Source organism: Streptosporangium sp. NPDC004631, from assembly GCF_053601935.1.
Genome location: NZ_JBSGCR010000041.1, coordinates 1 through 20,303 on the forward strand (window position 1 = coordinate 1; position 20,303 = coordinate 20,303).

The window sequence follows — 20,303 nt, forward strand, 5'->3', positions numbered from 1 at the left end:
AGTTATTAGGTTTGGTATTAACATCTGTCTCCACTACATTCTGGTGACCGCCGGCGCGGGCGCCGACGGCGCGCTACGGGGGCCTGCGCGCCGTCGCGCCGGTTTTAGGCCGCGTCCCGGTAGGGGTGGCGGGGGTGGTGGGACGCGGCGACGGCTGCCGGGGAAGGAACGCCGCCGCGCCTGCTCGGGGAAGACGAGGACGCCAGGGGCATCGGGAGAGGCGAGGATGCCGAAGGTCTCGGGGGCGCCGAAGCGGCCGGGAGCGCCGGAGTGGCCGAAGCGGTCGGAGTGGCCGGGGCTGTGAGGGGGGTCTCGCGGCGGGCGGTCACGGTCATGACCGCCTCATACATCCGCCTCTCCAGCTCCTCGCCGGTGGTGGCGTCGACCATCAGCGGTTCGGAGGTCGGCCAGGTGGCCAGGGCGTAGAAGCGTCGGCTGCCGACGCCGTACAGGACGGTCCAGCTCGGCCACGCCTGGGCGAGTCGTTCGGCCTGGGCGCGGGCCGGGCCGTCCCACAACCGGCGGTGCACCACGGCGGTGTGGACCTGCCCCGCGCGGTGACGGCCCGAAGTGCCGGAGAGGTGAGAGTCGCGGGGGTCGCGGCGCCACATCATGCGTTCACCACCTCGGCCGTCTCCTCCTGACGGGCGGTCTCGGCCCGCAACTGCTCGAAGGTGTCGGCGTCCACCGTCCGCTCGGCCCCGGCGTGGAACGCCTCCAGGGAGAACGGCTCCCGCCGACTAGCCCAGAAACGGCCCCTGTCACTGAGAAACACCTGCCAACCCGGAATCACCGGGTTGAGCGTTTTGGCTCTAGCATCGTCCACAGATCGGACCTCCATTGTCCGGTTGAGGGCCCGTCCGGACGTCGTAAGCGCCGGGCGGGTCCGTTATTTACAGAGCCGTTGGCCCTATGGCAGTGCCATAGTGGATGTAGTCGGGAGCTGACAGAAAGATACTTTCGTGGTCACAGCGTGGCCACGTTTGACCACGATCGCGAGGAAGCGATGGGTGCGCAGCAAGGAAAGCCGATCGACCCCAACTTCGTATTTGGTGCGGTTATGCGCCGGTGGCGGGAGAATGATCGCAAGATAGGTCTGCGCAAGGCGGCCGAAGAACTGAATGTGAACTTCTCTCACCTGGCGAAGTGGGAGCGCGGGGAGCGCCCGGTACCGGCCGACATGATCCAGAAGCTTGATCACGTATACGATGCCGACGGCGTTCTCGTCGCGCTCCACAATCTGACGGCTCGCCATGATGCGCTGCTTGCGATCTCGGAGTTAGGGTATTCACCTAGCAGTACATCTGAGGAGAATCACCCGTTTTATGAGGATGGCGACAACATGGAGCGTCGTGCCCTTCTGCAACTTCTCGCCGCCCTGAGCTCCGGTGCCGCCATTCCGGCGGGCGCCCTAGAAACGATCTTCTCGCGCACGGAGCACTCCATAGGCGGGCGCGACGGCGCCGACCTGGAAGATTGGGAGGAATCCGTCTTCGAGTACGGCTTCCTCTACGTGACCCGGCCCCCCGGCAGTCTGATCAGCGGTGCCACCGCCGACTTCGTCGAGATCTCCCGGCTTCTCACGAACAGCCGGTCTCCAGACACGCGTACGGGGTTGCTGCGAATCAGCGCGCAGCTCGCGGCGCTTCTGGGGATGGAGTTCAGCGACATCGGCGAGAAGAACGCCTCACTGCGCTCGTGGAAACTGGCTCGCCGGGCCGCCGACGCGTCGAAGGATCGTGAACTAAGAGTATGGGTGCGTGCCCGCGAAGCGACATACGCCTTCTGGTCGGGACGGCCAGGGCCAATCGTGGCCCGACTGGTCGACGACGCCATACAAATCGCTGATGGAGTGCCGACCACGAGCCTGGCGCGGGCGTTCAGCGCACGGGCCTTTGTGGCGGCCTCCAACGGCGATACTGAGACTACTCGGATCGCGCTGGGTGACCTCAGCCAGGTGTATGAGGTGATCCCTGATGTGTGCCAGGAATCACCGCTCTGGAGCTTTTCCGAACGAAGAATGCACTGGAGTCAGGCATATCCCTCCGCTCTTGTCGGGGACACGGCCAGAGCGTCAAACACGGTAGAGCAGGCGTTGGCCCTCTGCCCGGCAGATTTTCATGGAGACATCGCCGATCTCAGACTGATTCACGCTCTGGGTCTCGCACATGATCGGGATGTGACCACCAGCCTCGATATCGCGACTGCGGCCGCCGAGGGATGGCATTTCAGCGCGTCACGCCGTCGGATTCTCGGCCAGATCATCGATGCCCTGCCCCGGGAGGCTCGGACTCTGCCCGCTGCCCGAGAGTTGCGCGCCTTAACAACAGGCGACGGGATGGCCTGACCTGTGAACGACGGGCGCAAGCCCGTCGTTCACAGGTCAGGATCGTCAAAACCAACCAGCCCACCCTGCACGCCGCCGCCATCACCGCACTGACCGGCTCTGATACCGACTTCACCACCGTTACCCACCGCGAGTTCGACCGCGGACACACCCGCGCCGAGCACCGCATCCTTCGCACTGCCCCGGCCTGCGACATCGATTTCCCCCATGCCGCTCAGGTCTTCCGCACCCTGCGCCATCGAGGCGGCCTGGACGGCATACGTCACAGCAAGGAAGTCTGCTACGGCATCACCGATCTGACTCCGCGGCAGGCCGGACCAGCTCAACTCTCCGCCTACGTCCGCGGCCAAGTGATAGACCCACGATGCCTGCGGCCTGCCACTTCACGGACGGAACTCCAGTCAACGCCGGGGCGCGGGTTGCTGTCCCGGACACGGTGCTCCGATACCGATGCGTACTTGTTGCGGCTCACCGTTCCCGACTCGAACATCTACCGGAAGACAGGCAGCACGCCGGACGGTGTAGCCACCCGTGAATGCCAACCATTCTTCGTCTGCGTTGCAGCGATCCACAACCACATGGTCGCCTGGCGGCCCCAGACTGCCCCATTCCATCCAAAACCGATCCCGAAGATTCTTCGGAACGATCAGCTCGACAAGTTCACCCCGCCGCACAAGCAGCCCTTGTTTCGCGAACAATCCCTTCTTCCCATCAGGGAGCTTTGCCTCGGCGGCTTGCAATGCCTCTGGCCGAGCCCGGTTCGTTGGTAGTGCTACCGCACCGCCAACGATTTCAAATCCGGCAGGGGGTGCTTGTTCTCCACCAACCGCTACTTCACACTTGACAGTCGCAGAGGCTGTGGGCGGGGACGATGCCGAGGTGGCGTTTTCATGCCTCGTCGGATGGGTGCTGGGGGTACAGGCGACCACACCCAACGTCAGAACGAAGATAACCTTTCGGGCGCGCATCCCTCCAGTATCTATCCGGTTGCCGTTGTGCGCGACTTAGAAAAGTATTGGGTAGCCGGCCGATCGCTCGTGGTTGAGGTCTTCAGCGGGTGCCAGTTCTTCGCCCTGGAGTCCGGCGCGGGTCCCAACTAACACGTTGTTGACTCCCCCGGCCCTCTTTGGCTGGAGTTGACCCGGTTTGGTGGACACCTGACCTCTGAGGAACCCTGGTTCCTGGAAGAAGGAGTTCACTGTGCCGAACAACCATCCGCCGGAGTCTCGCCGGCAGATGGACCGGTGCGCGCGGCACGCTCGCCGGAAGAGCTCACCAAGGAGTTCGAGCCCTCCGCGCAGTCGATCCCGTGTCTGGGTGCGCCGGGCCGACCTTGACGACGGCCGCCGCGCCGATGGCCTGACCCTGGCCGAAAAAGACGAGCCGGCCCGGCTGCGCCGCGAGGTCCAGCTTCTCCGCGAGGAGGCGGCAACATCCAGGCCCTGTCCACGCCCTGCGGCCTGCCGCTACGGATTACTTCTTTAAATTTCCGTGGGATGCAATTTGCGTTGGCTGAAAAATGGACCTCCACCTCGCTGGTTCACTTTGGATCGCATGCTCATCCTCCTGGGTATAATCCGGCGGCGAAGCGTCCAGATCGGCCACGTTACCGGCGTAGAACTCGACGCATTCCGCTCTAAGGCGAAGATTTGCATGCGAGAAAAAGTCAGCTCTAAAATCAGAAGCTCATCGACGAGCGACGACTCAGATCCGATTATATTCCATGCCGTATTTCCACTCGTGGTTGGTTCTGCCGACCAGGTGTACTCTAGAAGTCCACGCGCAACCAAAACGGCCGTATTCGACTGCCTGAGCCGCAGTGCCGTTCGAAGCTCGATCAGAAGGCCGGCGGTTGAAGATATCGCGTGAATACGAGCATCCAGCAATTGGACTTCTTGAACGGCCGTCTACACATTAAGGAATAGCAGTGAGGGCCGAGGTAAAATACTTCCACAGCCCCGACTTCGACTGGGAATCCCAGACCCCCGATAACCCGAAGTGTTTCGAGGTACTTCTTCAGGCATTCGTCGGCCCCGTCGGCGGGGACAACAGCGAATCCTTTGATTTGCTGATCTGCACTCCATCCTTCCTGGAGCGCGAGACGGCCGACTCCGGTGTCATCGACGGACACCACCGTATAATCGTCTCAAGCTTCAACAGGGATCGAATCGAGTCCTACATTCGACAAAGAGTTAGAGTGGTGGACGAACCGACCTGGGTGGAACTGGCCACCAAGGTAGGTCGCCTGGGGCGCTGGGAGTTCGAAGACTATGATCACCAGAACTGACGATCATAATCTTCGGGTAAGACGTAACAAGTCGGCTGTCGGCCAGTTTCCGCTCCCCCGCCGAGCCGTCCCAGCGATATGACTCCTCAGCGACAGGCGATACCAACGGGCGACGACCGGCGGCTTACAAGCCGCCGGTCGTCGCCCGTCTCGGCTGGGTCTGATGTCCCAGGCCCAGCCGAGATATCTGGTTGAAATTTGCGGCTTTTCCGGCTGCCCCCACTGCGAACAGCAACTCGCCCAGGTTCAACCTACTTGGACGCCCTGAGGTAGTCGCGGTTCATCTGGGCGATGGTGTCCAGCGGGATGCCCTTGGGGCAGACCGCGGTGCACTCTCCGGTGTTGGTGCAGCCGCCGAAGCCCTCGGTGTCCATCTGCTCGACCATGGCCCTGGCACGGGAGTCGCGCTCGGGCTGCCCCTGCGGGAGCAGGCCGAGGTGGGTGATCTTGGCCGCGGTGAAGAGGGAGGCCGACCCGTTGGGGCAGGCCGCGACACAGGCGCCGCAGCCGATGCAGGTCGCCGCGTCGAACGCGTCGTCCGCGTCGTCCTTCTTCACCGGGACGCTGTGCGCGTCGGGGGCCGATCCGGCCGGGACGGAGACGAAGCCGCCCGCCTGGATGATCCGGTCGAACGCCGAACGGTCCACGACCAGGTCCTTGACCACCGGGAAGGGCGCGGCGCGCCACGGCTCGATGGTGATGACCGCTCCGTCCTCGAAGTGCCGCATGTGGAGCTGGCAGGTGGTGGTGGCCACCTGCTCGCCGTGCGCCACCCCGTTGATGACCATGCCGCACATGCCGCAGATGCCCTCGCGGCAGTCGTGATCGAAGGCGACCGGCTCGTCACCCTCCAGGATGAGACGCTCGTTGAGCACGTCGAGCATCTCCAGGAAGGACATGTCGGGCGACACGTCCTCCACCCGGTAGGTGACCATGCGGCCGTTGTCCTGAGGGCTCTTCTGCCGCCAGACCTTGAGTGTGAGGTTCATCCCCATGGTTCGCCTACCGCTCCTCGTTCGCCGCGCGGACCGCTCGTCCCTCGTGGGCCGCCCCGCCCACCGTCTCGCCCACCGTCTCGGGCACTGCCTCGGGCGCGCTCACTTGTAGCTCCGCTGGCTCATCGTGACGTACTGGTAGTCGAGGTCCTCCCGGTGCAGGACCGGGCCCTGCTCGCCGTACTCCCAGGCGGCGACGTAGGCGAAGTGCTCGTCGTCGCGGAGGGCCTCGCCGTCGGCGTCCTGCGACTCGGCGCGGAAGTGGCCGCCGCACGACTCGGTGCGGTGCAGCGCGTCGACGCACATGAGCTCGGCCAGGTCGAAGAAGTCGCCCACCCGGCCGGCACGCTCCAGCGCCTGGTTGAGCTCGTCGGCCTCACCGGAGACCTTCACGTTCTTCCAGAACTCCTCGCGCAGTTCGGGAATCCGCTCCAGGGCCTTGCGCAGCGACTGTTCGGTGCGCTCCATGCCGCAGTAGTCCCACATGAGCCTGCCCAGCTCACGGTGGTAGGAGTCGGCGGTACGGGTGCCGTTGTTCGACAGCAGCCTGTCGATCTTCCTGCGCACCTTGATCTCGGCCTCGGCCACGGCCTTCTCGTCGACCTCCCCGTAGGGACCGTCCGCGAGGTAGTCGCCGATCGTGGTCGGCAGCACGAAGTAGCCGTCGGCCAGCCCCTGCATCAGCGCGGACGCGCCGAGGCGGTTGGCGCCGTGGTCGGAGAAGTTGGCCTCGCCGATCACGAACAGGCCGGGGATGGTCGACTGCAGGTCGTAGTCCACCCACAGGCCGCCCATCGTGTAGTGCACGGCGGGGTAGATGCGCATCGGCTGGGTGTACGGGTCCTCGCCGGTGATGCGCTCGTACATCTCGAAGAGGTTGCCGTACTTCTTCTCCACCGCCTCGCGGCCCAGGCGGCGGATCGCGTCGGCGAAGTCGAGGTAGACGCCCAGGCCTCCGGGGCCGACGCCCCGGCCCTCGTCGCAGACGTTCTTGGCCGCGCGGGAGGCGATGTCCCGTGGGACCAGGTTGCCGAAGGCCGGGTAGACGCGCTCCAGGTAGTAGTCGCGCTCCTCCTCGGGGATCTGTGCCACCGGCCGGTCGTCGCCCGCCTTGACCGGCACCCACACGCGGCCGTCGTTGCGGAGCGACTCCGACATGAGGGTCAGCTTGGACTGGTAGTCGCCGCTGACCGGGATGCAGGTCGGGTGGATCTGCGTGTAGCAGGGGTTGGCGAACATCGCGCCGCGCCGGTGCGCACGCCAGATCGCCGTGGTGTTGCAGCCCTTGGCGTTGGTGGACAGGAAGAACACGTTGCCGTAGCCACCGGTGGCCAGTACGACCGCGTCGGCCAGGTGCCGCTCGATCTTGCCGGTGACCATGTCTCGGACGATGACGCCCCGAGCCCGGCCGTCGGAGACGATCAGGTCGAGCATCTCGTGGCGGGTGTGCATCTTCACGGTCCCGGCCGCGATCTGCCGCTCCAGCGCCTGGTAGGCGCCGAGCAGCAGCTGCTGCCCCGTCTGGCCCCTGGCGTAGAAGGTCCGGGAGACCTGCGCGCCGCCGAAGGAGCGCGTGTCGAGCAGGCCGCCGTACTCGCGGGCGAACGGCACGCCCTGGGCGACCGCCTGGTCGATGATGTTCACACTGACCTGGGCCAGCCGGTAGACGTTCGACTCGCGGGCGCGGAAGTCGCCGCCCTTGACGGTGTCGTAGAACAGCCGGTAGATCGAGTCGCCGTCACCGCGGTAGTTCTTGGCCGCGTTGATGCCGCCCTGGGCCGCGATGGAGTGGGCGCGGCGGGGCGAGTCCTGGTAGCAGAACGACGTGACGTTGTAGCCCAGCTCGCCGAGGGTCGCGGCGGCCGAACCGCCCGCGAGGCCGGTGCCGACCACGATGACGTTGAGCTTGCGCTTGTTGGCCGGGTTGACCAGCTTGGCGGCGAACTTCCGCTTCTCCCAGCGGTCCTCGATCGGCCCCTCCGGGGCCTTGGTGTCGCGGATCGGGTCGCCTTCGGTGTAGTTCGTGGTCATCGTCCGCTCACCGCTCCATTCACCATGTGGAAGATCCGCCCGGTCACGCGCGCCCCGCTCACCTGATCACTCCGGCCGTGACCGCGAGGGGCACCGCGAGGAAGCCGAGCACCAGCACCGTGGAGACCACCGCGGCGACGGCCTTCAGCGGGCGGTAACTCCGGGCCCCGGCCAGGCCGAGCGTCTGGAACGCGCTCCACAGGCCGTGCCGCAGGTGCAGGCCGACCATGACGACGGCGACCACGTAGAAGAGCGTGACCCACCAGCGCGACGGCTCGAAGCCCTGGACCAGCCGGTCGTACGGCGTGCCGTTCCAGCCGGCCGGGTTGACCACGCCGAACGTGAGGTCCAGCAGGTGCCAGATCACGAAGAGCAGGATGGTGACGCCGCCCCAGCGCATGATGTGCGTGGCGTAGCCGCCGGCCCGGGACCTGCGCCTGGCCGCGTACTTGACCGGGCGGGCCCTGTTCGCCCGCCGGGCCAGTGAGATCGCCGACCACATGTGCAGCCCGACCGCCACGGCCAGGACGACCTCGACCAGGCTCAGCAGGACCCGGCGCGGAAGGATCGGCTCGCCCATGGTCCGCAGGAAGTCGGCGTAGGCGTTGAAGGACCCGGCGCCGAAGAAGCTCTTGAGGTTGCCGGCCATGTGACCGACGAGGAAGAGCACCAGAACGGCGCCCGTGACGGCCATCACCGCCTTTTTCCCGTTGGACGAGCCCAGGAACCCGCCGGACCTCCCGGATTTCCCGGGCGTCCGAGTCTTGACGGTCTTCGGGGGGGTGCCCCCGGCATGGTCAACCCGCGCGGTGGCGGAACCGCGCTCAATCGTGGCAGTCACCCTGTGACGCTAGGCACCGGGCTTTCCCCTCGTCCAAGTCATCGTGGATGTCGTTTCCATAGCCTCCGGCTATCATCTCTGCGTCTGCGGGTCTTTCACCCCGGCGCGGTCACCGCGGGTGCGAGCAACCTCACATGATCTCGCAAGACCGGGGGGCGCCCCGGATCCGCCACCGGCACCGCCGTACGCTAGGGAAACGTGCAGCTCCAGCAACTGGCCTACTTCGTGGCGGTGGCCGAGGCCCGTCACTTCACCCAGGCCGCCGAGCGGATGCGCGTCGCGCAGCCGTCGCTGAGCAAGCAGATCAAGGCCCTGGAGACGGACCTCGGCGCGCCGCTGTTCAGCCGCGCCCGGGGAAACGTCACCCTCACCGCCGCCGGGGAGGCGCTGCTGCCGCTGGCCCGCCGGATGCTGGCCGACGCCGAGACCGCCCGGCGGGAGGTCGGCGAGCTGGCCGGGCTGCGCCGGGGCCGGGTCCGGCTGGGCGCCACGCCCTCGGTCTGCGCCGGGCTGATGGCCGACGCGCTGGCCAGGTTCCACGGCGACTACCCCGGCATCGAACTGTTCGTCGAGGAGGGCGGCTCCCGCGACCTGGTCCGCGCCCTCGCCCGGGGCCAGCTTGACCTGGCATTGATCATCATGCCGCTGCAGAACGACGACCCCGCCCTGGTCACCGAGGAGATCCTGCGGGAGAACCTGGTCGTGGTCTCCCCGTCCTCCTCACGGGTGCGCGGGCCGTATCTGCGGATCGAGGAGCTGCGCGGCCGGCCGATGGTGATGTTCCGGCGCGGCTACGACCTGCGGGAGGCCATGCTCGGCGCCTGCCGCCAGGCCGGATTCGAGCCCAGGCTGGCCGTGGAGGGCGGGGAGATGGACGCGGTGCTGCGCTTCGTGGAGGCCGGGCTGGGCATCGCGCTGGTCCCCTCGATGGTCCTGGACGGCCGCCCGGGACTGACCGGGACGCCGCTGGCGCCGCCCGGACTGCACCGCACCATCGCCATCGCCCACCGCAAGGACGTCGAGCCCACCCGCGCCGCCCACGCCTTCCGCGACACCCTGCTGTTCTTCCTGGCCGAGGCCGCCCACGACGGTAGCCTTCCCGAGGGCCTGGAACTGATCCCTCCGGAGTGACCAGGACATCGGCCTGGCCCCGCGTCTAGAGTTGGGCGCACGGCGATGCGGTTCACACAGGCGGACGGTAGGGGCATGACGTGTACGTCGCGAATCTGAAGATCTCCGGCGTGCGTGGTTTCTCCGGTCCACGAGAGGTCAACCTCGACTTCACCCGGCCCGACGGTTCATACGCCGGTTGGACTGTGCTGGCGGGCCGGAACGGCTCCGGCAAGAGCACGCTCCTGCAGGCCGTCGCCCTGACCTCCGCGGGCCCGCGCATCGGGGTGGCCATCGATCGCTGGGGAGGATCCCCGGCCGAACCCACGACGGCGAGCGTCCGCTGTGAGTTCCGCTACGACCTGGAGTTCGATCACGGCGACCCGTTCACCGTCACGCGGCCGGACACTCCCATCCCCGCCGCCCTGCGCTGGACGCCCGACGGTCTCGGCCTCTGGCGGGGAGACGACCCCCGCATCGACGGTCTCTGGCTGCGCAAACCGCGAGGGGGATGGTTCCTCTCCGGGTACGGGCCGTTCCGCAGACTGTCAGTCGCCGAGATGGGCCGGGGAGGCTCCACGCTCAGGTCGGGTCATCAGGCCACCGGAACACTCTTCGACGAGGACGCCACCCTGTTCGAAAGCGTGAGCTGGCTTGTCGAGCGCCGTCTTTTCCAGTTGGAGGGGCGTCCAGGGGCGAAGGAGCTTCTCGACTCCGTGCTCGCCCTGCTCGGAGACGGTCTCCTTCCCGACGGATTCAAAATCATGCGGGTGGATTCGGACGGCCTCTGGGTCCACCGTGACAACGTGCGCAGACCACTGCGTGACATGAGCGACGGGTATCGCGCGGTCACCGCCCTCGTGCTCGACATCGTGCGGCAGATGCACGTGGCGTACGGAACGCTCACCGTCGAAAACCGAGGCGGGCGTCCGACCCTCGCCTACCCCGGGGTCGTACTGATCGACGAGGTGGACGCGCATCTTCATGTGAGCTGGCAGCAGAAGATCGGTGAGTGGCTGAAGACACACTTCCCGATGGTCCAGTTCATCGTCACCACCCACAGCCCCTACATCTGCCAGAGCGCGAGCCCCGGTGGCCTCATCCGGCTGCCGGGACCGGACGAGCACGCCTCCCCGGGTGTCGTGGACGAGGAGCTCTACCGCCGCATCGTGTACGGCAGCGGCGACGACGCCATCGTGACCGAGCTGTTCGGCGTGGACTCCCCGTACTCCTCGCGCGCGGACGAGCTCCGCGAGGACCTCGGTGACCTGGAGGTCAAGGTGCTAGACGGGACCGCGACACCGGCGGACGTCGACGACTACCGGCGGCTCAGCGAGGAACTCGTCAGTTCGCCGTCCACCCGGGTACGGGAGGTATCTCAGTCCCTCGGGTCCGATTCGTGATCCCGCTGGTGCGCCCGTGTCTTCCCACGGAGCTGACCGACAGGCTCCGCGACCACACCGATCACCTCCGTTCCCGTTCGGTGACCGTGACCGCGGCCCGCCGTCGCTGGAAGAACGCCACCGCCGAACGGTCGGCCCTGCGTGCGCGACTGCAACCCATGGCAGCCGGGATAGAACGGTGCATGTACTGCGGAGACAGTCTCGGCACCGCGATCGACCACTTCGAACCGATCAAGCTGGCCCCGCTGCGCGCCTTCGACTGGCTCAACCACTTTCTGGCCTGTGACTACTGCAACAGCAATGCCAAGCGCGCCGAGTATCCATGCGACCCGCTGACCGGTGCGTGTCTGCTCGTCGACCCCTCCGTCGAAGACCCCGGAGATCACCTCCAGCTCATCCTCAGCACCGGGCGAGGACCCCCAAGGGGGAGGCGACCATCAGGACCTTCCGGCTGGATCGCTGGCAGTTGGAGCGAGCACGCCAGGACGGCTTCCAGCGCTGCCAGGACATGCTCCGGGGTTACGCGAGGCTCCTCACGCGAGGCGAGCACCAGCGGGCGCACGGCCAGGCACAGGCACTGCTGCGGCAGCCGCACGCCGACGTGCTGTACGCGATGGTGCGCGTGCTGGACTCACCCGGGGCAGCCGTGATCCTGGACGGAGACATTCTTGAGATCCTTCGCACCGGTTTCGCCGTCCCCATCCCGTGGAGTGGCACCTCCGGAAGGAGATCGGTCACACCGGACGACTGAGGGACATAACCGGGCGGTGCCCGGCAAGCCGATCACTGTCTTATACGTCCTGGTGTCACACTATTCTGCATAGCGTTAATAGGATCCCCCGACTCCACGAAGAGGCGTCATTGACCGCCCCTCCCCATGAAACGCTCACGCTCCTGCTGATCGAGGACGACGCGGGCGATGCCTTCCTTGTGGAGGAGCTGCTCGGCGAGGCGGACAACCCCCCGGAGATCATCTGGGCGCGCAGTCTGGAGGAGGGCCGAAAGCGGCTGACCGAGGACGTGCAGTGTGTGCTCGTCGACCTCTCCCTGCCGGACGCGACCGGCCTCGAAGCGCTGGAGCAGGTGCTGTCGATGGCACCGCACGCCGCGGTGATCGTGCTGACCGGGCTGAACGACACCCACGTGGGCACGGAGGCCGTGGCGGCGGGCGCCCAGGACTTCCTGGTCAAGCAGGACGTGGAGGCCCGGCTGCTGGTGCGGGCGGTCCGCTACTCGATGGAGCGCAAGCGCGCCGACCTGGCCCAGCGCAGGCTGGTCGAGGCCGAACTGCTCACCAAGGAGAACTCCCGCCTCGAACGCGGGCTGCTGCCGGTCCCGCTGCTTGAGACGGGTGAGCTGGAGCATCAGGCCCGCTACCTGCCCGGACGGCAGCGCGCGCTGCTCGCCGGCGACTTCTGGGACACCGTGCAGAGCCCCGACGGCGCCGTGCACGTGGTGGTGGGCGACGTGTGCGGGCACGGCCCCGACGAGGCCGCCCTGGGGGTCGCGCTCCGGATCGCCTGGCGGGCCCTGGTGCTGGCCGGGCACACCGGCAACGAGCTGCTGCGGGTCCTCGACTCGGTGCTCCGCCTGGAACGCAAGTCCGCGGAGATCTTCACGACGCTCTGCATCGCCACGATCGATCCCGCGCTCAGCCACGCGCGGATGCACGTGGTCGGCCACCCGCCACCCCTGCTGATCCGCGACGGTGTGATCGGCGTGGTGCCGGGCACCCCGTCCGGGCCGCCGCTGGGCATCTTCCAGGACGTGAGCTGGTCGCAGATCGAGGTGCCGCTGGGGCACGACTGGTCCCTGCTGCTCTACACCGACGGCCTGATCGAGGCCACCGTGGGCGGCGGGCCCGACCTGCTCGGCACCGAGGGGCTGCTCTCCCTGGTCCACGAGCACGGCGGGGTGCACCTCGACCGGCTGATCAAGCGGGTGATCGAGCTCAACGGCGACTCGCTCAGCGACGACCTGGCCACCGTGCACGTCTCACGCGGAGGGAAACGTTGAGCCATCGCGACCGTCTACGTCCCCTGCCGGCCCCGGCCCCCGCCACCGGCTTCGGAAAACTACGGCTGGGACAGTGGTTCCTGTTCACCGGGACGGTCGTCGTCCTGCTGTTCGCGGTCGCCGCCCTCTTCACGATCACCTCCATGGAGGAGACGCGCGCGGCCGGGGTCGACGTGGTGAACGTCGTCGACCCCGCAGCGCTGCGCGCCCTGGAGATCTCCAACGCGCTGACCGCGCAGGAGAGTTCGGTGCGGGCGTACGGCAGGACCAACGAGGCGGCCTCCCTCCAGGGCTACCGGGACGCGGTCGTCGCGGAGGCCGCCGCGCTGACCGCGCTCGACGCGCTGCTGCCCCGGATGCCGGAGGCTCAGGCCGTCGGCGCCGAGGTCGCCCGGCTGAGGACAGCGGGAGAGTCCTGGCGGCGCGACTACGCGGAGAAGCTCATCGCCTCCGTGCCGACCGAGGGGACCGAGGCCAGTAACCGGCGGAACGCGCCCGTCAACGCCGCCAGGTTCGCCGAGATCCGCCAGGCGCTCACCGCGCTGGAGGACCACCTCAACCGGCTGCACGCCAAGGGCGGCGAACGGCTGGAGCGGGGCTGGGAGGCGTTCTACCTCGCGCTCGGCGGGGTGACCGTGGCGCTGCTCCTGGCCCTGATCTGCGCCACGCTCATCGTGCGGTACGCCGTACTGCGCCCGCTGGCCGAGCTGAACGAACAGGTCCGCGCGGTCGCCCAGGGGGACTTCGACCACAGGCTCAAGGTCGAGCACCCCTCCGAGCTGGCCGAGCTCTCCGGCCACGTGGACGCCATGCGCCGCCGCATCCTCACCGAGTGGCGCCGGGCCTCCGAGACGCAGGGCAGGCTGGAGGAGCAGGCGGCGGAGCTGCGGCGCTCCAACGGCGAGCTGGAGCAGTTCGCCTACGTGGCCAGCCACGACCTGCAGGAGCCGCTGCGCAAGGTGGCCAGTTTCACCCAGATGCTGGAGCAGCGCTACGGCGACCGGCTGGACGAGCGGGCCAAGCAGTACATCGCCTTCTCGGTGGACGGCGCCAAGCGCATGCAGCTTCTGATCAACGACCTGCTCGACTTCTCCCGGGTCGGCAGGCTCGGCGGCGAGCGGACCTCGGTCGACACCCACCTTCCCCTGCGGGCGGCGCTGAGCAACCTCGCCGTGCCGATCGAGGAGTCCGGGGCGACGGTGACCTTCGACGAGCTGCCCACGGTGCGCGGCAGCCGGGTCCAGCTCACCCAGCTCTTCCAGAACCTCGTCGGCAACGCGGTCAAGTTCCGCTCCCAGGAGCCGCCGCGGATCCACATAGGGGTACGGCGCGACGGGGACGTGTGGGAGTTCTCCTGCTCCGACAACGGGATAGGCATCGAGAGCAAATACACTGATCGAATCTTCCTGATATTCCAGCGGCTGCACGGGCGGGACGCCTACGCGGGCACCGGCATCGGGCTGGCGCTCTGCAAAAAGATCGTCGAGTACCACGGTGGCCGGATCTGGGTGGAGAACGGCGAGCCCGAGCAGCCGGGAACGACCTTCCGCTGGACCCTTCCCCTTGGAGAGACGGATGAATGACCTGCGCTGGATCGACGTGCTCCTGGTCGAGGACGACCCGGGTGACATCCTGCTGACGCGGGAGGCGTTCGAGCTCAACAAGGTCAGGAACAAGCTGCACGTCGTCAACGACGGCGAGCAGGCCATGGCCTTCCTCCGCAGGGAGGGCGAGTACGCCGAGGCCCCCCGCCCCGACCTGATCCTGCTGGACCTCAACCTGCCCCGCAAGGACGGCCGGGAGGTGCTCCAGGACATCAAGGGGGACGAGGAACTGCGCGGCATCCCGGTGGTCGTGCTGACCACCTCGGAGGCCGAGGAGGACATCCTGCGCAGCTACCACCTGCACGCCAACGCCTACGTCTCCAAGCCGGTGGACTTCGATCAGTTCATCAACGTGGTCAGGCGGATCGACGACTTCTTCGTGACGGTGGTCAAACTGCCCAGTTCAGGCCAGCCGTACTGACAGACCCGACGGCCGGAGCCCATGACCGAAGATCTCCTTACACCCCCCTCCACCTGGCAAAACATAGCGGATCCGTAATTCCTGCCTGACCAACGTGACAGGAATCACACCTGGTCGGTGAAAATGTGAGTGACCCTTCTCACATGAACGGGTAGCCGCGTCGTAACGTATCCCCACCAATACGCGCGCGCACGGTGAGCCGGCGCGACCATGGCCCGGCGCGCGGCACAACTGAAACTACCCGGACCCCTTTGGCGAGCAGGGTCCGTGGGAGGTGGAGAGGTCTCCGATGACCCAGACAACGGCCGACAGTCCGGCCAGAAGGCAGCGCGCGCAGATCAAGGCGCGTACGCTGCGGACCGACCAGTGGTGGCGTTATCCACTGGTCACCTTCATCATCTTTACAGCGTTCCTCGTCTACGCCACGTGGGCGATCTTCGACGCGAGTTACTTCGTGCCTCCTTACAACGCCCCGTTCTCCTCCCCGTGTCTGGCGACGAGTTGCCCGGAGGGGGCGCGGCTGTTCGGCTTCGCACCGTTCGGTGACTGGTACACCCTGCCGCCGGGACTGCTGATCCTGGGACTTCCGGCCGGTTTCCGGTTCACCTGTTACTACTACCGCAAGGCGTACTACCGCGGCTTCTGGCTGTCGCCGCCGGCGTGCGGTGTCAGCGAGCCGCACAGCAAGTACACCGGTGAGTCCCGCTTCCCGCTGATTCTGCAGAACGTCCACCGCTACTTCTTCTACGCGGCGATCGTGATCGGCCTGATCCTCGCCTACGACGCGGTGCTGGCGTTCGTCGACAAGCCGCTGGGCCTCGGGACGTGGATCCTGGTGGTCAACGCCGTCTTCATCAACCTGTACACGCTGTCGTGCCACTCCTGCCGTCACATCACGGCCGGACGTCTGAACCACTTCTCCAAGCACCCGGTCCGGTACCGGGCGTGGGGCTTCGTCTCCAAGCTCAACGCCAAGCACCAGGAGCTCGCGCTGATCTCGATGTTCACCGTCATGGGAGCCGACCTCTACGTGAGACTCGTCGCCAAGGGCATCGTCAACTTCCCGTTCGCATAAGGATCACCCAGTGGAAATCGAGCGTCACGAATACGACGTCGTCGTCATCGGCGCCGGCGGAGCAGGGCTGCGGGCGGCCATCGAAGCCCGCCAGCAGGGAAAGCGGACGGCGATCATCTGCAAGTCGCTGTTCGGCAAGGCGCACACGGTCATGGCCGAGGGCGGCGCGGCGGCGGCCATGGGCAACGTCAACAGCAGCGACAACTGGATGGTGCACTTCCGAGACACCATGCGGGGCGGCAAGTTCCTCAACAACTGGCGGATGGCCGAGCTGCACGCCAAGGAGGCCCCCGACCGGGTCTGGGAGCTGGAGGCGTGGGGCGCGCTGTTCGACCGCACCAAGGACGGCAAGATCAGCCAGCGTAACTTCGGCGGGCACGAGTACCCCCGGCTGGCCCACGTCGGAGACCGTACCGGCCTGGAACTGATCCGCACCCTGCAGCAACGCGTCGTCGCGCTCCAGCAGGAGGACGAGAAGCTGCACGGCGACGCCGAGGCGTACATCAAGGTCTTCCAGGAATGTACGGTGACCCGCCTGCTGAAGGACGGCGACGCCATCTCCGGGGCCTTCGGCTACTGGCGGGAGAACGGCGCGTTCGTCCTCTTCGACGCCCCCGCGGTGGTGCTGGCCACGGGCGGGATCGGCAAGTCCTACGTGGTGACCTCCAACTCCTGGGAGTACACCGGGGACGGCCACGCGCTGGCGCTGCTGGCCGGGGCGAAGCTGATCAACATGGAGTTCATCCAGTTCCACCCGACCGGGATGGTCTGGCCCCCCTCGGTCCGCGGCATCCTCGTCACCGAGTCCGTCCGAGGCGACGGCGGGGTGCTGCGGAACTCCGAGGGCAGGCGCTTCATGTTCGACTACATCCCCGAGGTGTTCAAGGACAAGTACGCCACCACCGAGGAGGAGGGCGACCGGTGGTACACCGACCAGGCCAACAACCGCCGCCCGCCGGAGCTGCTCCCCCGTGACGAGGTCGCCAGGGCCATCAACTCCGAGGTGAAGGCCGGTCGCGGATCCCCCCAGGGCGGCGTCTACCTGGACGTCTCCAGCCGGCTCCCGGCCGCCGAGATCGTCAGGCGGCTGCCGTCGATGTACCACCAGTTCAAGGAGCTGGCCGACGTCGACATCACCAAGGAGCCCATGCAGGTCGGCCCGACCTGCCACTACATCATGGGCGGCGTCGAGGTGGACGCCGACACCGGCGCGGCGGACGTCCCCGGCCTGTTCGCGGCCGGCGAGGTCTCCGGCGGCATGCACGGCTCCAACCGGCTCGGCGGCAACTCGCTCTCCGACCTGCTGGTGTTCGGCCGCCGCGCGGGCGCCGGAGCCGCCGCGTACGTGAACGGGCTCACCGCCCGGCCGAAGATCTCCGCCGACTCCGTGTCCGCCGCCGAGGCGGAGGCGCTGGCCCCCTTGAGGCGCTCCGGCGAGAACCCCTACCAGGTCCACCACGAGCTGCAGCGGACGATGAACGAGCTCGTGGGCATCATCCGCAAGTCCGAGGAGGTCACCGAGGCGCTGGAGAGCGTGAACAAGCTCGCGGAGCGGGCGGAGGGGGTCGGCGCGACCGGCAACCGGATCTACAACCCCGGCTGGCACCTCGCCCTCGACCTGCGCAACATGCTCCTGGTCTCCGAGTGCGTGGCCAAGGCGGCCCTGCTCCGTGAGGAGAGCCGCGGCGGTCACACCCGTGACGACTTCCCGGGCATGTCCGCCCAGTGGCGGCGCAAGATCCTGCTCTGCGGCCTCTCCCCGGACGGCTCCGGTGTGACGGTCAAGGAGAGGGCGCAGTCCCCCATGCGCGACGACCTGATCAAGCTGTTCGACCGGGGCGAGCTGGAGAAGTACATCACCGATGAAGAACTGGCCGACTTCGACGCGTTGGTCAAGGAGTGACCATGAGTTACAAGGCGAAGTTCCGTGTGTGGCGGGGCGAGGGCGGCGAGGGAGGTCTTGAGGACTTCACCGTCGAGGTGAACGAGGGCGAGGTCGTCCTCGACATCATTCACCGGCTCCAGGCCACCCAGGCCCCCGACCTCGCGGTCCGCTGGAACTGCAAGGCCGGCAAGTGCGGCTCGTGCTCTATGGAGATCAACGGCAGGCCGAAGCTCGGCTGCATGACCCGGATGTCCACCTTCACGGAGGACGAGACGATCACTGTGACGCCCATGCGGACGTTCCCGGTGATCAAGGACCTGGTCACGGACGTGTCGTTCAACTACCAGAAGGCCCGGGAGATCCCGTCCTTCACCCCTCCGGACAACGTTAAGCCGGGCGAGTACCGCATGGAGCAGATCGACGTCGAGCGGTCCCAGGAGTTCCGCAAGTGCATCGAGTGCTTCATGTGCAACAACGTCTGCCACGTGATCCGCGACCACGAGGAGAACAAGGCCGGCTTCGCCGGTCCGCGCTTCCTGATGCGGATCGCCGAGCTGGACATGCACCCCTACGACGTGGCCGACCGTAAGGACTCCGCGCAGGAGGAGCACGGCCTGGGCTACTGCAACATCACCAAGTGCTGCACCGAGGTCTGCCCCGAGCACATCAAGATCACCGACAACGCGCTGATCCCGATGAAGGAGCGCGTCGTCGACCGCAAGTACGACCCGCTGGTCTGGCTGGGCAACAAGATCTTCAAGCGCTCCGGCGCGAAGAGCTGACCCCCCGCCCCACGGCGCCGGTCACGTGTCCACGTGACCGGCGCCTTCGCGTCCGGCGGGGTGGTCGGCGCGTCCGGCGTGTCTCGCCCGGAGAACCGGCACGGCCCCCCGGAGCGGAGGATCACCTGGAACGGCGGAAGAGACCGCGTTTCCTCCTGCCGTCCTTCTGGCCCGGCAGCGGATAGACCGCCGTCTCGTTGAGCTCGGCGGCCCCGGGCGGAGAGGGCTGCGGCCCGGAGAACGGCGCCTCACTCCCGGACCGGCCCCCCACCGCGAACGGTCCCCGGCCGCCGCGCGGCGGCTCCTGGGGGAACGGCGCCCCCGGGAATTCGCCGACCCCCTGCTGCGCCACGCCGTCATCCCGGAGCCCCGGCCGCTCCGGCGCGGCCGTCCCGGAGCGGCCGCCGAAGTAGTCGAACGGCTCCGCCCCCTGACCGCCGGAAAGCGGCGGCTCCTGCGGGAACGCCTCGCCGGGGAAACCCTCGGAACTCCGCGGGAAGGGGCCGGTGAAGGGGTGCGGGGCGTCGTCCTGCCCCGGGATGTGGGCCGTCGGCTGCTCGTACGACTGGGGGTACTGCTCGGGTGAGTAGTCCTCCGGGGTCGCCGGATACATCTGCATGGGGACGAAGCTGATGATCGGGGCGTAGGCCGTACCGTTCTGGTAGACCGTGGGCGGGAAACCCGGCGCGGGCACGTAGCCGGGACCGGCCGGGTATCCCATCGGGCCCACGAAGTCGCGCTGCCCGGGGGCTCGGGGGCCGGCCCGCCGTACGGCGGAGGCGTGGGCCAGGCGGCGGAGCCTGCCTTCGAAGATCAGCACACCGAACAGCACCAGCAGCACCAGGATCAGCGCCGGGATACCGAGCTGACGGCTCAGCTCGGGGGCGTTGAACCCGGAACCCGCGTTGCGGATCTCGTAGGGCACCGAGGCGGCGGTGGGGTCGTCGAACGTGGCGACCGAGGTCGGCTCGGCCGGGGCGGTGGAGAGCTGCGAGGGAACCTGCTCGGTGCTGGGGAAGACCGGATCCTGCTCCGTGGGCGTCGGCTCCGGGACCACCGCGGAAGGCTGGATGACGGGAGCCGAGGTCGGCAGCGGGACCACCACGGGCGCCGACGTCTCCGGAACCGTCACCTTCGGAGGCTTGACCTTCGGGGGCTTGGGCTTGGCGGGAGAGGTCGCCGGAGGCACGGTGACCGTGGTGGTCACCGTCTTCTGCGGCACCGGAGGCGACGTGTCGGCGGTGACCGTGACGGTGACGACCGGGTTGGGCTCCTCCGTCACCGTCTCGCACGGGCCCGCGGGGTCGACGTCACACCCCGGGATCTCGGTGGGATTCACCGCGGCCATCTGGGCGGCGTCGGCCGAGTTGGGGGCGGTGAACGGCCCGGAGGCGAACACCACCGCACCGCACAGCCCCAAGGACATGAACACGGCGGAGACAGCTGCCGCACGCCGGGATCGTGTCACGGATGCCCTCCGAGAATTTCCTCTGCACGCTGAGTCAG

At 67.5% G+C, this 20,303-nt stretch carries 18 protein-coding genes; 11 read left to right on the plus strand and 7 right to left on the minus strand.

All coding sequences use genetic code 11. The features are described 5' to 3' along the window. Positions 1-104: 104 nt before the first annotated feature. Both ACWEF2_RS28735 and ACWEF2_RS28740 read right to left on the minus strand, forming a co-directional pair. Positions 105-614: a hypothetical protein gene (locus ACWEF2_RS28735; RefSeq protein WP_453819450.1), complete on the minus strand. Its 510-nt coding sequence runs from the start codon at positions 612-614 to the stop codon at positions 105-107. After that, on the minus strand, positions 611-826 hold the full coding sequence (locus ACWEF2_RS28740; protein WP_453819451.1) for a hypothetical protein: 216 nt from the start codon (positions 824-826) through the stop codon (positions 611-613). The genes ACWEF2_RS28735 and ACWEF2_RS28740 overlap by 4 nt, the downstream gene beginning before the upstream one ends. 147 nt (positions 827-973) lie before the next feature. Here ACWEF2_RS28740 and ACWEF2_RS28745 point away from each other — a divergent pair, with 147 nt between their 5' ends. Then, positions 974-2,347: a helix-turn-helix domain-containing protein gene (locus ACWEF2_RS28745; protein ID WP_453819452.1), complete on the plus strand. Its 1,374-nt coding sequence runs from the start codon at positions 974-976 to the stop codon at positions 2,345-2,347. A 29-nt stretch (positions 2,348-2,376) separates the two neighbouring features. On the opposite strand, the gene ACWEF2_RS28750 is transcribed toward ACWEF2_RS28745, so the two are convergent. Next, positions 2,377-2,673, minus strand: coding sequence for a hypothetical protein (locus ACWEF2_RS28750; RefSeq protein ID WP_453819453.1), 297 nt, complete (start codon positions 2,671-2,673; stop codon positions 2,377-2,379). 1,601 nt (positions 2,674-4,274) lie between these two features. Here ACWEF2_RS28750 and ACWEF2_RS28755 point away from each other — a divergent pair. Next, positions 4,275-4,634, plus strand: coding sequence for an Imm8 family immunity protein (locus ACWEF2_RS28755; protein WP_453819454.1), 360 nt, complete (start codon positions 4,275-4,277; stop codon positions 4,632-4,634). A 251-nt stretch (positions 4,635-4,885) separates the two neighbouring features. Here ACWEF2_RS28755 and ACWEF2_RS28760 read toward each other — a convergent pair whose 3' ends face one another. From ACWEF2_RS28760 to ACWEF2_RS28770, 3 genes are all read right to left on the minus strand, one after another. After that, complete coding sequence (locus tag ACWEF2_RS28760) at positions 4,886-5,623, minus strand: succinate dehydrogenase/fumarate reductase iron-sulfur subunit (protein ID WP_453819483.1); 738 nt, start codon at positions 5,621-5,623, stop codon at positions 4,886-4,888. Between the two features lie 108 nt (positions 5,624-5,731). Next, a complete protein-coding gene (locus ACWEF2_RS28765) occupies positions 5,732-7,660 on the minus strand; it encodes a fumarate reductase/succinate dehydrogenase flavoprotein subunit (RefSeq protein ID WP_453819455.1) in 1,929 nt (642 codons plus the stop codon). A 58-nt stretch (positions 7,661-7,718) separates the two neighbouring features. Next, complete coding sequence (locus ACWEF2_RS28770; RefSeq protein ID WP_453819456.1) at positions 7,719-8,501, minus strand: succinate dehydrogenase cytochrome b subunit; 783 nt, start codon at positions 8,499-8,501, stop codon at positions 7,719-7,721. 198 nt (positions 8,502-8,699) lie between these two features. Between ACWEF2_RS28770 and ACWEF2_RS28775 the strand changes: the two genes are divergently transcribed. The 9 genes from ACWEF2_RS28775 (at position 8,700) to ACWEF2_RS28815 (ending at position 18,797) form a co-directional block, all read left to right on the plus strand. Further along, positions 8,700-9,632 carry a LysR family transcriptional regulator gene (locus ACWEF2_RS28775; RefSeq protein ID WP_453819457.1) on the plus strand — a complete coding sequence of 311 codons (933 nt, stop codon included), beginning with the start codon at positions 8,700-8,702 and terminating at the stop codon, positions 9,630-9,632. A gap of 80 nt (positions 9,633-9,712) precedes the next feature. Then, positions 9,713-11,014 (plus strand): AAA family ATPase, encoded by a 1,302-nt coding sequence (locus ACWEF2_RS28780; protein ID WP_453819458.1) that lies wholly within the window; start codon positions 9,713-9,715, stop codon positions 11,012-11,014. 466 nt (positions 11,015-11,480) lie between these two features. After that, positions 11,481-11,765 carry a hypothetical protein gene (locus ACWEF2_RS28785; RefSeq protein ID WP_453819459.1) on the plus strand — a complete coding sequence of 95 codons (285 nt, stop codon included), beginning with the start codon at positions 11,481-11,483 and terminating at the stop codon, positions 11,763-11,765. A 110-nt stretch (positions 11,766-11,875) separates the two neighbouring features. Then, complete coding sequence (locus tag ACWEF2_RS28790; RefSeq protein WP_453819460.1) at positions 11,876-13,030, plus strand: PP2C family protein-serine/threonine phosphatase; 1,155 nt, start codon at positions 11,876-11,878, stop codon at positions 13,028-13,030. Then, complete coding sequence (locus ACWEF2_RS28795; RefSeq protein ID WP_453819461.1) at positions 13,027-14,613, plus strand: sensor histidine kinase; 1,587 nt, start codon at positions 13,027-13,029, stop codon at positions 14,611-14,613. The genes ACWEF2_RS28790 and ACWEF2_RS28795 overlap by 4 nt, the downstream gene beginning before the upstream one ends. Continuing rightward, positions 14,606-15,055, plus strand: a complete 450-nt coding sequence (locus ACWEF2_RS28800) for a response regulator (protein ID WP_453819462.1) — start codon at positions 14,606-14,608, stop codon at positions 15,053-15,055. Before ACWEF2_RS28795 ends, ACWEF2_RS28800 begins: the two co-directional genes overlap by 8 nt. 289 nt (positions 15,056-15,344) lie before the next feature. Then, complete coding sequence (locus tag ACWEF2_RS28805; RefSeq protein ID WP_453819463.1) at positions 15,345-16,130, plus strand: hypothetical protein; 786 nt, start codon at positions 15,345-15,347, stop codon at positions 16,128-16,130. Positions 16,131-16,140: 10 nt separating this feature from the next. After that, positions 16,141-18,033, plus strand: a complete 1,893-nt coding sequence (locus ACWEF2_RS28810; protein WP_453819464.1) for a fumarate reductase/succinate dehydrogenase flavoprotein subunit — start codon at positions 16,141-16,143, stop codon at positions 18,031-18,033. Positions 18,034-18,035: 2 nt separating this feature from the next. After that, positions 18,036-18,797: a succinate dehydrogenase/fumarate reductase iron-sulfur subunit gene (locus ACWEF2_RS28815; protein WP_453819465.1), complete on the plus strand. Its 762-nt coding sequence runs from the start codon at positions 18,036-18,038 to the stop codon at positions 18,795-18,797. A gap of 121 nt (positions 18,798-18,918) precedes the next feature. Here ACWEF2_RS28815 and ACWEF2_RS28820 read toward each other — a convergent pair whose 3' ends face one another. Next, positions 18,919-20,229: a hypothetical protein gene (locus ACWEF2_RS28820; RefSeq protein WP_453819466.1), complete on the minus strand. Its 1,311-nt coding sequence runs from the start codon at positions 20,227-20,229 to the stop codon at positions 18,919-18,921. Positions 20,230-20,303: the final 74 nt, after the last annotated feature.

Excerpts from the sequence above, each read along its gene's own strand:
- ACWEF2_RS28735 (WP_453819450.1), bottom strand. The coding sequence starts at position 614 with ATGATGTGGCGCCGCGACCCCCGCGACTCTCACCTCTCCGGCACTTCG.
- ACWEF2_RS28805 (WP_453819463.1), top strand. The coding sequence starts at position 15,345 with ATGACCCAGACAACGGCCGACAGTCCGGCCAGAAGGCAGCGCGCGCAG.
- ACWEF2_RS28800 (WP_453819462.1), top strand. The coding sequence starts at position 14,606 with ATGAATGACCTGCGCTGGATCGACGTGCTCCTGGTCGAGGACGACCCG.
- ACWEF2_RS28815 (WP_453819465.1), top strand. The coding sequence starts at position 18,036 with ATGAGTTACAAGGCGAAGTTCCGTGTGTGGCGGGGCGAGGGCGGCGAG.
- ACWEF2_RS28760 (WP_453819483.1), bottom strand. The coding sequence starts at position 5,623 with ATGAACCTCACACTCAAGGTCTGGCGGCAGAAGAGCCCTCAGGACAAC.
- ACWEF2_RS28765 (WP_453819455.1), bottom strand. The coding sequence starts at position 7,660 with ATGACCACGAACTACACCGAAGGCGACCCGATCCGCGACACCAAGGCC.